This window comes from Actibacterium naphthalenivorans, from assembly GCF_014196965.1.
GTDB classification, from domain to species: Bacteria; Pseudomonadota; Alphaproteobacteria; order Rhodobacterales; family Rhodobacteraceae; genus Actibacterium_A; species Actibacterium_A naphthalenivorans.
Genome location: NZ_JACIEQ010000003.1, coordinates 220,407 through 232,886 on the forward strand (window position 1 = coordinate 220,407; position 12,480 = coordinate 232,886).

Annotated in this window: 13 protein-coding genes; 4 read left to right on the forward strand and 9 right to left on the reverse strand. The window is 66.2% G+C overall.

Features of this window, described 5'->3' with window-relative positions; translation table 11 throughout:
- From GGR17_RS12355 to GGR17_RS12365, 3 genes are read right to left on the reverse strand one after another with little or no spacing between them, the layout of a single operon-like run.
- Complete coding sequence (locus GGR17_RS12355) at nucleotides 1-735, reverse strand: lysophospholipid acyltransferase family protein (protein ID WP_054539839.1); 735 nt, start codon at nucleotides 733-735, stop codon at nucleotides 1-3.
- Nucleotides 735-1,640, reverse strand: a complete 906-nt coding sequence (locus GGR17_RS12360) for a cell division protein FtsX (protein ID WP_157445606.1) — start codon at nucleotides 1,638-1,640, stop codon at nucleotides 735-737. The genes GGR17_RS12355 and GGR17_RS12360 overlap by 1 nt, the downstream gene beginning before the upstream one ends.
- Nucleotides 1,637-2,314 carry a cell division ATP-binding protein FtsE gene (locus GGR17_RS12365; RefSeq protein WP_054539840.1) on the reverse strand — a complete coding sequence of 226 codons (678 nt, stop codon included), beginning with the start codon at nucleotides 2,312-2,314 and terminating at the stop codon, nucleotides 1,637-1,639. The genes GGR17_RS12360 and GGR17_RS12365 overlap by 4 nt, the downstream gene beginning before the upstream one ends.
- Nucleotides 2,315-2,472: 158 nt before the next feature.
- Here GGR17_RS12365 and GGR17_RS12370 point away from each other — a divergent pair, with 158 nt between their 5' ends.
- Nucleotides 2,473-3,390, forward strand: a complete 918-nt coding sequence (locus GGR17_RS12370) for a zinc-ribbon domain-containing protein (RefSeq protein ID WP_054539841.1) — start codon at nucleotides 2,473-2,475, stop codon at nucleotides 3,388-3,390.
- Between the two features lie 15 nt (nucleotides 3,391-3,405).
- On the opposite strand, the gene GGR17_RS12375 is transcribed toward GGR17_RS12370, so the two are convergent.
- From GGR17_RS12375 to argH, 5 genes are read right to left on the reverse strand one after another with little or no spacing between them, the layout of a single operon-like run.
- Nucleotides 3,406-5,919, reverse strand: a complete 2,514-nt coding sequence (locus GGR17_RS12375; protein ID WP_054539842.1) for a TIGR02302 family protein — start codon at nucleotides 5,917-5,919, stop codon at nucleotides 3,406-3,408.
- 36 nt (nucleotides 5,920-5,955) lie between these two features.
- Nucleotides 5,956-7,221 carry a diaminopimelate decarboxylase gene (lysA, locus tag GGR17_RS12380; RefSeq protein ID WP_054539843.1) on the reverse strand — a complete coding sequence of 422 codons (1,266 nt, stop codon included), beginning with the start codon at nucleotides 7,219-7,221 and terminating at the stop codon, nucleotides 5,956-5,958.
- A complete protein-coding gene (locus GGR17_RS12385; RefSeq protein ID WP_157445607.1) occupies nucleotides 7,221-7,394 on the reverse strand; it encodes an argininosuccinate lyase in 174 nt (57 codons plus the stop codon). The genes lysA and GGR17_RS12385 overlap by 1 nt, the downstream gene beginning before the upstream one ends.
- A gap of 8 nt (nucleotides 7,395-7,402) precedes the next feature.
- On the reverse strand, nucleotides 7,403-7,573 hold the full coding sequence (locus GGR17_RS12390; protein WP_173585968.1) for a hypothetical protein: 171 nt from the start codon (nucleotides 7,571-7,573) through the stop codon (nucleotides 7,403-7,405).
- On the reverse strand, nucleotides 7,570-8,961 hold the full coding sequence (argH, locus tag GGR17_RS12395) for an argininosuccinate lyase (protein WP_054539844.1): 1,392 nt from the start codon (nucleotides 8,959-8,961) through the stop codon (nucleotides 7,570-7,572). Before argH ends, GGR17_RS12390 begins: the two co-directional genes overlap by 4 nt.
- Before the next feature lie 21 nt (nucleotides 8,962-8,982).
- Here argH and GGR17_RS12400 point away from each other — a divergent pair, with 21 nt between their 5' ends.
- Nucleotides 8,983-9,540, forward strand: coding sequence for a TlpA disulfide reductase family protein (locus GGR17_RS12400; protein ID WP_054539845.1), 558 nt, complete (start codon nucleotides 8,983-8,985; stop codon nucleotides 9,538-9,540).
- Here GGR17_RS12400 and GGR17_RS12405 read toward each other — a convergent pair.
- Complete coding sequence (locus tag GGR17_RS12405; protein ID WP_054539846.1) at nucleotides 9,537-10,118, reverse strand: DNA-3-methyladenine glycosylase I; 582 nt, start codon at nucleotides 10,116-10,118, stop codon at nucleotides 9,537-9,539. The genes GGR17_RS12400 and GGR17_RS12405 overlap by 4 nt on opposite strands.
- Nucleotides 10,119-10,248: 130 nt before the next feature.
- Here GGR17_RS12405 and GGR17_RS12410 point away from each other — a divergent pair, with 130 nt between their 5' ends.
- Together GGR17_RS12410 and GGR17_RS12415 are read left to right on the forward strand one after the other, a co-directional pair.
- Entirely contained in the window at nucleotides 10,249-11,091 is an 843-nt protein-coding gene (locus GGR17_RS12410; RefSeq protein ID WP_054539847.1) for an EAL domain-containing protein, read from the forward strand.
- 151 nt (nucleotides 11,092-11,242) lie between these two features.
- Nucleotides 11,243-12,418 carry an acetyl-CoA C-acetyltransferase gene (locus GGR17_RS12415; protein ID WP_054539848.1) on the forward strand — a complete coding sequence of 392 codons (1,176 nt, stop codon included), beginning with the start codon at nucleotides 11,243-11,245 and terminating at the stop codon, nucleotides 12,416-12,418.
- The last annotated feature ends 62 nt before the right edge of the window (nucleotides 12,419-12,480 follow it).

Sequence of the window (12,480 nt, forward strand, 5' to 3'; positions counted from 1 at the left end):
TCAGCCCTCCTTGCGGAACCCCGCCTCGGCCATCAGCGCATCCGACGCCTCCTCGACCGTTTCCCTCAGCGATGCCATGAATTCGGCGGTCGGCCTGCCCGCCGGGATGCGCGGCAGAAACTCCACCACCGCCAGCCCCGGCTTGCGGTAGATCCCCGTGCGCGGCCAGAACACCCCGACATTGGTGGCCGCCGGCACGCAATCCTGCCCGAGCTGGGCGTAGAGAACACCGGCACCGATCTTGAAAGGCTTGTCCACCCCCGGCGCCACCCGTGTGCCCTGCGGATAGATGATCAGCTGCCCCGGCACCTCGCGCCCCTTGTGAACATCATCCACCATCTTCTGAATCGCCAGCCCGCGCTGGCCACGGTCGACCGCGACACAGCCGATGCGCTGCGCGTACCATCCCAGGATCGGCGCCCAGCGCAGCGACTGCTTCATGATGAACTTCGGGCGCGGCACCACCGAAACGATCATGATGATGTCGAAGAAAGACTGATGCTTGGCCGCGATCAGCACCTCGTCCCGCGGCACCTCGCCCCGGACTTCGGAGCGCAGCCCGATCATCCAGCGCGCGGTCCAGCGCACCCAGTTGCAATAGGTATGAACAGCCCGGAACGCCCAGGGACGCGAGGCCAGCGCGAAAGGCGTGAAGACAATCCCGAAGACCAGCATCATCAGATACATCTGCCCGACGAATATCAGCGACCGGAACCAGCGCCAGGCGTGGGCCATCATGTCACCTCGCCCAATGTGCGGAAGGCCGCAGCGCGGGTCGCCCAGAAGGCGACGATCCCCGCCAGGGGCGGGATCAGCAGCGGCAACAGCCAGCCCGCCCCCTGAAACCCCAGCCCGGTCAGGAACCCGCCCGCGGTATCGGCCCCCGGCAGCAGCGCGACCGCCAGCATGGCGAGCGCCGTGCCCGCCGCCGCGCCCTGCAGCGCCCGGCCGGTAAAGCGCCGCACGAAGGCCCGCGCGATATAGACATCCCGCGCCCCGACAAGCCGCAGCACCTGAATCACCTTCGCATTCGCCGCCAGCGCCGCATTGGCCGACAGCGTGATCATCGCCGCCGTTGTCATCCCGATCAGAACGATCGAGACAAGCCCCAGAAGCCGCAGCCTGTCGGCCGCCCGCACCAGCGGCCGGCGCCAGCGGGCGTGATCGTCCAGCACCGCGCCCGGCGCTTCGGCCGACAGGCGCAGGCGCAGCCCCTCGGCGTCATAGCCCTTGCCGGTCTCGCGCAACTCCACCAGCTGCGGCAGCGGCAGGCTGTCGATCGGAAGGTCGGGGCCGAACCAGGGCGCCAGCAGATCGCGCTGCTCCTGCACGCTCAGCACCCGTGCGCCGACAACGCCGGGTGTGGTGCGCAACACTTCGATCACCGCGTCGGTCTGGGCCTGCATCTGGCCTTCGGGGGCGGAAATGCGCACCGTCGCGGTACGCGCCAGCGCCTCCGACCAGCGGTCGGCCAGCCGCCCGGTGGCCAGCGACAGCGCCAGCGCGAACACCGCCAGAAACCCCATCGCAGCAGAGGTGAACAGCGTCAGCCGCACGGTGAACCCGGTGGGTGGCACCACCCGGTCGGCCTGCCCGTCGCCCAGCAGGAACGATCTGAGGCGGATCAGCGCGGGGCTCACAGATCGGCCCCCGCAAGCTGGATCCGCCGGTCCTTGATCCGCAGCACCCGCGCGGAGACCTGCGCCTTGGCGGCCCGGATCAGGTTCAGATCATGGGTGGCGATCAGAATTGTCTTGCCCATGCGGTTCAGCTCCACCAGCAATTGCAGCAACCGCAGCGACATGTCCCAGTCCACGTTCCCGGTCGGCTCGTCGGCCAGGATGACCTCGGGCGACATGATCACGGCGCGGGCCAGCGCGGCGCGCTGCCTCTCGCCGCCCGAAAGCTCGGGCGGGCGCGACGCGGCCTGACGCGCCAGCCCGACCCAGGATAAAAGCTCTATCAGGTTGTCCGCCTCGGCCCCGGTATCCTGCCCGGCGACGGTCAGCGGCAGCAACACGTTTTCCGCCAGCGGCAGGTGATCCAGAAACTGGCAATCCTGATGAACCACGCCGATGCGGCGCCGGGCATGGGCCACGTCATCGCGGCTCATCGCGCCGACGTCGCGCCCGAACAGTTGCACATGCCCCGCACTTGGCATCAGTTCACCATAGCACAGTTTCAGAAAGGTCGATTTCCCGGCACCCGAGGGCCCCGTCAGAAAATGGAACGAGCCCGGCATCAGCGTCAGCGATATCCCTGACAGAAGCTCGCCGCCACCGTAGCTATGGGCCACCTTGTCCAGCTCGATCACACGCCTCTCCGATCCCTGATGACAGTGTTTTGCCCGACACAGCATGAGGTTTCAATCGGGCGAAGACGCAAATGCTTTGAATTTCTGAACCGAGTGGTACAACATGCAGGAAATTGATTAAATGGTGTGGTGCGTCTTCCACGCGCTCAGAGGACGAGATGCGACTGATCTGCCCGAATTGCGATGCCCAGTACGAGGTTGACGACGCTGTCATCCCGGAAAACGGTCGCGATGTGCAATGCTCGAGCTGCGGCCACACCTGGTTTCAACCCGGCGCCTTCACCCCCGACGAAGATCCGGAGCCGGCCTATACCGAAGAGGTTCAGCCGCCGGAACAGGACGTGTTTCCGCAAGAGCCGGCGGAAGCCGACACCGCGATCATCGAGACCATGGAGGAGGAGGAGTTCTTTCAGTTTCCGGATCACGATCAAGACGACGAGGACGAACCGGAAGAGGAAGAAGACAGCCCCCCTCAGCATGCAGGCGATGCGCCCGCCTCGACAGTGCTGGACGAGTCCGTTCTGGACGTTCTGCGCGAAGAGGCCGAGCGCGAAACCCGGGCACGGCGGGCCGAGGCGCAGCGCGAGACACTGGAAAGCCAGCCCGACCTGGGCCTGGAGGCCGGCGCCGCCGCCGGGGCGGGCGGCTTTCGCAGCGGCCTGCAGGAGCGGATGGCGCGGCTGCGCGGCGTCCCGCCCGATCCTCAGCCCCACACGACCAGCGCGGGCCCGCGGCGCGACCTTCTGCCCGATATCGAGGAAATCAATTCCACCCTGCGCGCCACATCGGACAATCTGGATCAGGGGCGGGTTCCCGACGGTCCCGTGCTGGAGAATACCGAGCTGCCGCGCCGGCGCGGCGGATTCGGCTTTGGCTTCGGGTTTGTGATGCTGGTCGCCGCGCTGGTCGTCGCGCTCTATGTGTTCGCCCCGACAATCTCGGCTGTATTCCCGCCGGCCGAACCAATGATGGCAGCCTATGTCACGACGGCGGACGAGCTGCGCACCGCCATAAATTCCTGGACAAGCGGCACGGTGCAGAAACTCACGGCGGCGCTGAACGGGCTGACAGGCTGACCGCGGCAGCGGCCTTCAGAACCGGTCCAGCAGCCGCTTGAGATAGTCCAGCTCCGCCTCGGGACGCTGCTGATCGGCCGAGCGGCGGCGGATTTCATCCAGAAGCTCGCGCGCGCGGCCATAGATATCGGCGCCCTGCAGCATATCCTCCTGCGATCCGATCTGCCCCTGCGCGCCGCGATCACGCCCCAGCGGGTCACGCTGCTGATCGGCGTTGGCCCGGCCCATCGCCTCGCCCTGGTCGCCCTGCTGGTTTTGCTGCTGCTGGGCCAGCGCCTCGCCCAGGTTGCGCATTCCGTCGCGCAGCGCATCGATGGCCTCGGCCTGATCGTCGAGCGCGCCGGCCAGATCATCACCGCGCAGCGCGTCTTCGGCGCGGTCCATCGCACGCCCGGCGCGGTCCAGCGCATCGCGCGCGGCCTGCCCTTCGGCACCGCCGACGCCGGGAAGGTTCTGCTGTAGCCGGTTCAGCTCGTCGCGCAGCGTCTGCTGCCGCTCGGCAAGGCTTTGGCCCGGCTGCTGACCACCCTGGCCATCCTGCGCCTGACCTTCTCCCTGGCCCTGCTGCCCCTCGCCTTCGCCCTGCTCACCCTGCTGGCCGTTCTGATTGAACTGCTCCTGCAGATCGCGGAACGCCTCGTCCGACAACCCCTGCTGGTCACGCAGGGTCTGGGCCAGACCATCCATCGCCTGCTGCCCGGGGCTTTGCTGGCCACCGGGCCCCTGGGTGACCTGCATGTTCTCCATCATCTGGCGCAACTGTTCTAGAAGCTGCTGCGCCTCGGCCATGCGGCCCTGCTCCATCAGTTCCTGCAAACGGTCGAGCATCTGCTGCAACTGATCGCCGGTAATCTCGCGTGTGTCCTGGTTTTCTGCCTGCTGCTGGCCATCCTGCTGCGATTGTTCGGCAAGCTGGCGCATGTAGTCCTGCATCGCCTCGCGCATTTCCTGCATCAGATCGGCGATTTCCTCGTCGCTGGCGCCGTTGCGCATCGCCTCCGAAAGCCGGTCCTGCGCCCGGCGCAACCGTTCCAGCGCGTCCGACAGATCGCCTTCCTCGACCAGCACCGCGATGTCCCACAGCGCCTGCGCCACCTCGTCGCGCGCCTCGGGGGTCAGACCATCGGCCACCCCCGCCTCCAGCCGCCGGATCGCCACCCGCAGCCGCAGATAGGCCGAACTGTCGCGGAACACCTCTTCGGGCTGAAAGCTGACCGCGCGCAGGATCGACGCGGCGCGGGCACCGTTCGCGCGCGTCCACAGCAGATCGCGCCGCTGTTCGATGATCGCCTTGGCCAGCGGGTCGAAAAAGCGGCGGCCGGGCAGCGTGGTCGCCAGAGCCTCGGACCGGCCGGGCTGGCCCTGCGCGTCCTCGACACTCAGAACGATGCTGACCGGCAGGCCCACCCAAGGATGCTGCGACAGGTTTTCGACGATCATCTCGTCAAAGGACTGGCGATCGCCGCTGATCGGCATCGGCAGGTCCAGCACCAGAGCGTCGCGCGGTTCGGGCGCGGCCGTCAAGCCATGCCGGCGGTCCACCGCTTCCAGGTTCAGCGTGATCGTCGCCAGCCCCGAGACCACGCCGTAGTCATCCGAGGCGGTGAAGGGCTGGTTCATCTCGCCATCGGCCTTGCGCTGCATCTCGCCGCTGAAGGCGACGATCGGCGGTGTGTCGGGCGACAGAAGTATATCCCAGCCGCGCCCGCCCGGCCCCTCTATGGCGATCCGGCCGGCCCGCGTTATGTCAAAGCTTGGCCCCATGCCATCGCTGGCCGCATCCTGCCCCGACACGGTTTCGCGCAGCGCCAGCGCGCCGACCTCGCCGTAAAACCGCAGGGTCACGCGGCTGCCCTCGGGCACGGCAAGTTCGCCGGCGGGAATGTCGTTCAGATAAAGCGTTGGTTTCGCGGTATAGGCCGGGGGCTCCACCCAGCCTTCCCATGCCGGGCCGGAGGCCAGCGCGGCCTCGGGCCCACCGGGCCGCACCGCCACATCCGCCACCCGCCAGAGCGAGCCGAAGATCACCGACGTTATGAACAGCGTCGCCGCCACATAGCGCAGCCCGAACCGGTCAAGGCCCGAGACACGCAGATCGGGCCGCACCGCGCGCGCCTGCTTCACCCGCTCGGCCATCCGCGCCAGATGCGCGCGCCACACGGCCTCGGATCCGGCATCGCCGCCGCCAATCGCCTGATGATCGCCCAGCGCGGTGATTGGCCGGCCGGGCAGGGTCTGGTCGAGCCGGGCCAGCGCCTCGGCGGAGGACGGCCAGCGGAACCGCCGCACACCGGCAACCAGCGCCCAGAGCGCCGCCGCCGCGCCAAGGCCAAGCCCGGCCCAAAGCGCCTCGGCCGGCAGATGATCCTGCACCCCGAAGGCCAGCGCCGCCAGGATCAGCAAAAGCACCGTCGACAGTGGCCAGAACGCGCGCGTCGCACGCTCGGCCACCATGCCCATGCGCGTCAGGCGCATCGGGCGGGCCAGGGATTTCAGCGCGGCATCAGCGGTGCGGGGTGTCTGGGTCATGCTCCGATCCGGGGCCCGGCGCCGCGGAACTGCGGGTCAGAGCCATTCCGGGATGGTATCGCGGTTTATCATCTCGTCAAAGGTCGGACGCGCACGAATGACAGCGAATTGATCCCCCTGCACCAGAACCTCGGGGATCAGCGGGCGGCTGTTGTATTCCGACGCCATGACCGCCCCGTAAGCCCCCGCAGAGCGGAAGGCGACCAGATCGCCGGGGGCAACCTGGGGCATAAGCCGTTGTTTGGCAAAAGTATCACCGGATTCGCAGACCGGGCCCACGATATCATAGGCTGCCTGTTCGGCCCCGGCGGCAGGCTCGATCACCGGCATGATGTCATGATAGGCGCCATACATCGCCGGGCGGATGAGATCATTCATCGCAGCGTCGAGAATCAGGAAATCGCGCCCCTCGCCCGATTTCAGGTAGATCACCTCGGAAACGAGAATCCCGGCGTTGCCGGCGATCAGGCGGCCCGGCTCGATCTCGATCTCGCAATCCAGATCGCCCAGAACCTGCCGCACCATCGCGCCGTATTCCACCGGCAGCGGCGGCGCGCTGTTGGACCGTTCATAGGGAATGCCCAGCCCGCCGCCCAGATCAAGCCGACGGATATCATGGCCGTCGTCGCGCAGCACACGGGTCAGCTCCGCCACCCGCCGGTAGGCCAGCGCGAAGGGGTCCAGATCGGTCAGCTGGCTGCCGATATGCACGTCGATGCCCACCACCTCCAGCCCCGGCAGGGCGGCGGCCTCGGCGAACACCTCGCGCGCCCGGGCGATAGGGATGCCGAACTTGTTTTCCGATTTGCCGGTGGAGATCTTCTCATGCGTCCTGGCATCCACATCCGGGTTCACACGGATGGTCACCGGCGCGACCTTGCCCAGCGAAAGCGCCACCGCGTTCAGCGCCAGCATCTCGGGCTCGGATTCCAGGTTGAACTGGCGGATGCCGCCGGTCAGCGCGGCGCGCATCTCTTCGCGGGTCTTGCCGACGCCGGAAAACACGATGCGCTCGCCCGGAAAGCCGGCGGCGATCGCGCGGGCATATTCACCGCCCGACACCACATCGACCCCCGCGCCCAGCCCCGCCATCAGCCGCAGGACCGCCTGATTTGAGTTGGCCTTCATTGCGTAGCAGACCAGATGATCCATCCCCTCCAGCGCCTCGTCAAACAGGCGAAAATGCCGGGTCAGCGTGGCCGTTGAATAGCAATAGAACGGCGTTCCGACCACTTCGGCGATCTGCGTCACGGGCACGTCTTCGGCATGCAGGATGCCATTGCGGTAAAGGAAATGATCCATCAGTCGATCGCCTTCGAACAAAGGAAAAGGTTAAGCGGCCCGCCGCAGGCGCGACCGGTGACACCCACCTCGGCCGTGCCCGAAATCGTGATCCCCGGCGCGGGCCTCTCATCCGCGGACGGCACATGATCGCCACAGGCGCCCAGCGTCAGCGCACACAGAAGGGTGCGCACCGTGGCCCTCACAGCCCCACACGCACAGCGACATTGCCGCTGTCCACGCCGACCGACGTGCTGGACCGGATGCCATCCGTGCCGATGCGGATGCCCGTGTTCACCGACGGTTTCACCGGCGGGCCGTCGGCGCCGCAGGCGGCCAGGGCCAGCGCGGCGAGCAATGCGAAAAACCTCATCCCAACACCTCTTTCCAGCGGGCGATCTGCGCGCGCACCTGATCGGGCGCCGTGCCACCATAGCTGACCCGGCTGGCAACGGAATTGCGCACCCCCAGCACCTCGAACACGTCGGCGGTGATCTGTCCATGCACGCCCTGCATGTCTTCCAGCGTCAGTTCCGGCAGATCGCAGCCGCGCGCCTCGGCCAGAGCGACCAGCGCACCGGTCACGTGATGCGCCTCGCGGAAAGGCATGTTCAGCGCGCGCACCAGCCAGTCGGCAAGATCCGTGGCGGTGGAAAAGCCGCTGGCGGCGGCGGCCTCCAGCGCGGGCACGTTGGCGGCCATGTCGCGCACCATTCCTTCCATCGCGGCCAGCGCCAGCATCAGCGTGTCGGCCGCGTCGAAGACCTGTTCCTTGTCTTCCTGCATGTCCTTGGAATAGGCCAGCGGCAGGCCCTTCATGATAGTGAAGAGCGCCACCATCGCCCCCATGATCCGCCCGATCTTGGCGCGGATCAGCTCGGCCGCGTCCGGGTTCTTCTTTTGCGGCATGATCGACGAGCCGGTGGAAAACCGGTCCGACAGGGTCACGAACCGGAACTGGGCCGAGGACCAGATCACCAGCTCTTCGGAAAAGCGCGACAGGTGCATGGCACAGATCGACGCGGCCGAAAGGAATTCCAGCGCGAAATCGCGATCCGAGACCGCATCGAGGCTGTTGGCGGCAGGCCGGTCGAACCCCAGCGCCTGTGCCGTCATGTGCCGGTCGATGGGAAAGGAGGTGCCGGCCAGCGCCGCCGCGCCCAGGGGCGATTCATTCATCCGCGCGCGGGCATCGCGAAAGCGCGACATGTCGCGGCCGAACATCTCGACATAGGCCATCATGTGATGGCCCCATGTCACCGGCTGCGCGGTCTGCAGATGGGTGAAGCCCGGCATCACCCAGTCAGCGCCCGCCTCCGCCTGGGCGAGCAACGCGCGGATCAGCGCCTCCAGCCCCTGGATGGCGGCATCCGCCTGATCGCGCACCCAGAGCTTGAAATCGGTCGCCACCTGATCATTCCGGCTGCGCCCGGTGTGCAGCCGCCCCGCCGGATCGCCGATGAGCTCCTTCAGCCGGGCCTCCACATTCATGTGGATGTCTTCCAGCGCGGTCGCAAACGCGAATTCCCCGGCCTCGATCTCTGACAAGACCGTGAGCAGCCCTTCCCGGATCGCGTTTGCATCGCTATCGGTAATGATGCCCGTTGCCGCCAACATGGCGGCATGGGCGCGGGAGCCCTGAATGTCTTGTGCGGCCAGCCGCTTGTCGAACCCGATCGAGGCGTTGATCGCCTCCATGATCGCGTCCGGTCCGGCGGCGAAGCGGCCGCCCCACATGGCATTCGAGCTGTCTTTGGTCATGCGATACCCTCGGAGGGAAATATGAACTGGTTGCGTTTCGTCGTCCTCTACACGGCCCTTGCGCTTGGTGCAAATGCCGCCGCCGCCGATACCGCCACGCTCGAGGCGCTGCGCGACGGCACGATGAAGAAGCTCAACTTCCACTCCGCCCCCGCCACCATCCCCGACCTGCCGCTGCTCGATCTCGCCGACAGCCCGCATTCCCTGACCGAATATCGCGGCCAATACGTGCTGCTGAACTTCTGGGCCACCTGGTGCGCGCCCTGCCGCAAGGAAATGCCGGGGCTCGACGCGCTGCAGGCGGAGCTGGGCGGCGACGCGTTTCAGGTGGTCACCATCGCCGTCGGGCGCAATTCGGTTCAGGGTATCCGCAGGTTCTTTGAAGAGACCGGCGTGACCCATCTCGCCGCCCTGCGCGACCCGACCCAGAAACTGGCCCGCGACATGGCGGTGCTGGGCCTGCCCATCACCGTGATCGTCTCTCCCGAAGGCGAAGAGATCGCGCGGCTTCAGGGCGATGCCGAATGGGACAGCGACAGCGCCAAGGCCATTATCGCGGCGCTGATCGCGGGCTCTTAGGCGCCGCGCGCGGCCAGCGCGGCCACCCTGTCATGCGCCGGGCAGGTCACGATGTGATCGTTGACCATCCCCACCGCCTGCATGAAGGCATAGACGATGGTCGGCCCGCAGAACTTGAACCCGGCCTTCTTCAGATCCTTCGATATCTGCTGCGACAGCGGCGTTTGCGCCGGCACCTGCGCCATCGTGGCGAACCGGTTCTGCAGCGGCGCGCCATCGACATAGGCCCAGACAAACCGGTCGAACCCCTCGCGCGCCTCGATCTCGCGCCAGGCGCGGGCGTTGGCGATGGTGGCCTCGATCTTGCCGCGATGGCGCACGATACCCGGATCGGCCAACAGGCGCTCCACCTCCTCGGCACCCCAATCCGCGATCACGTCGGGCTCGAACCCGGCAAAGGCGGCCCTGAAATTCTCTCGCTTTTTCAGGATGGTGATCCAGCTCAGCCCGGCCTGAAACCCATCCAGAATCAGTTTTTCCCAGAGCGCCCGGCTGTCATGCTCCGGCACGCCCCATTCGGTGTCGTGATACGCCACGTAAAGTGGCTCCTGCCCGCACCAGCCGCATCTCTCCGCCATGAAACGCCCATCCTCTCAATGGTTTGATCGGTCGCGGCGAGATTTAGCACAATTAGAACAAAATGCGAATATTAAGCCGTTGTTAGAAAGTTTGGCGGCAATGTGATGGTCATCCGGCACGGAGGATCAGATGCATTCAGGCGATCACATTACCGAACGGGCAACGGCGGGCGAGGATGACAGCCCGCTGATGGCGGCCATCTCGGCGCGCGATCGTGACACGCTGGCCATGGTTCGCCGCGCGCTGCGCGAACATGACGTGGCGCTGGCCTATCAGCCGGTGATGCGCGCCAGCGGATCGCCGCAGCCGGCCTTCTACGAGGGGCTGATTCGGGTGCTGGACGAAACCGGACGGATCATCCCGGCGCGCGAGTTCATCGGCACCGTGGAAACCACCGAAATGGGCCGCATGATCGATTGTCTCGCGTTGGAAATGGGCCTTGCCGCGCTGGCCGACACGCCCGCGCTGCGACTGTCGATCAACATGTCGGCCCGGTCGATCGGATACCCGCGCTGGACGCAGACCCTTAACCACGGGCTGTCGCAGGACGATACCGTGGCCGAACGGCTGATCCTGGAGATCACCGAAAGCTCGGCCATGCTGATGCCCGATCTCGTGACCGTCTTCATGAAAGACCTGCAGTATCGCGGCATCTCCTTCGCGCTGGATGATTTCGGGGCCGGCTATACCGCGTTCCGCTATCTGCGGGATTTCTACTTCGACATCCTCAAGATCGACGGGCAGTTCATCCGGGGCATCGGCACCAACCCGGACAATCAGATCCTGGCCAACGCCCTGATTTCCATCGCGCAGCATTTCGACATGTTCACCATCGCCGAAAGCGTCGAGAACGCGCAGGATGCCGCCTTCCTGCAGGACTCGGGCATCGACTGTATGCAAGGGTATTTTTTCGGGGCGCCAAGCCTGAACCCGCCCTGGCGCAACGGCGCAAAGCAAAAGAAAACCGCCTGACTGCGGCATAATTCGCCGCAGCGCAATATGAATGTTGCGCCGTGCCCACCGAAGGCTTACCTCTTTGACCGACCCGGTGGGGCACGCGGGGCATGGCACCCTGTCATCGGTGCATCCCGCCCCCACCTAACCTGAGGGGAGAGGACAACCCATGACCAATGTAGTGATCGTTTCGGCCGCGCGTACGCCTGTCGGCAGTTTCAATGGCGCCTTCGCAAACACGCCGGCACAGGATCTCGGCACGGCCGTGCTCGAGGCCATCGTTGCCCGTGCCGGCATCGAGAAATCCGAAGTGTCGGAAACGATCCTGGGCCAGGTGCTCACCGCCGGCCAGGGTCAGAACCCGGCCCGTCAGGCGCATATCAACGCCGGGCTGCCGATCGAATCGGCGGCATGGAGCATCAACCAGGTTTGCGGTTCGGGCCTGCGCAGCGTCGCCCTCGCCGCCCAGCACATCCAGCTTGGCGATGCCGCGATCGTCGCCGCCGGTGGCCAGGAAAACATGACAATGTCGCCGCATGTGGCCAACCTGCGCGCCGGCCACAAGATGGGCGACATGAAGTTCATCGACTCGATGATCAAGGATGGCCTCTGGGACGCGTTCAACGGCTATCACATGGGCCAGACCGCCGAAAACGTGGCCGGGCAGTGGCAGATCAGCCGCGACATGCAGGATGAATTCGCCGTCGGTTCGCAGAACAAGGCGGAGGCCGCGCAGAAGGCCGGCAAGTTCAAGGATGAAATCGTTCCCTTCACCGTGAAAACCCGCAAGGGCGAAACCGTGGTGTCCGAGGATGAATACATCCGCCATGGCGCCACCCTCGAAAGCATGCAGAAACTGCGCCCCGCCTTCACCAAGGATGGCTCGGTCACAGCCGCCAACGCCTCGGGCATCAACGACGGCGCCGCCGCCGTGCTGCTGATGAGCGCGGATGACGCCGAAAAGCGCGGGCTGACGCCGCTGGCGCGCATCGCCTCTTATGCCACCGCCGGGCTTGACCCGTCGATCATGGGCGTCGGGCCTATCTTCGCTTCGCGCAAGGCGCTGGAAAAAGCCGGCTGGAAGGCCGACGATCTGGACCTGATCGAAGCCAACGAAGCCTTCGCCGCCCAGGCCTGCGCCGTGAACAAGGACATGGGCTGGAACCCCGAGATCGTAAACGTGAACGGCGGCGCCATCGCCATCGGCCACCCGATCGGCGCCTCGGGCTGCCGCATCCTGAACACGCTGCTGTTCGAGATGCAGCGCCGCGATGCCAAGAAGGGCCTCGCCACGCTCTGCATCGGTGGCGGCATGGGCGTAGCCATGTGTCTGGAACGCCCGTAACCGACATAACCCGAAAATATCACCGCCTGAGGGCGCAATAATCTTGCGCCCTCGAGATCAGT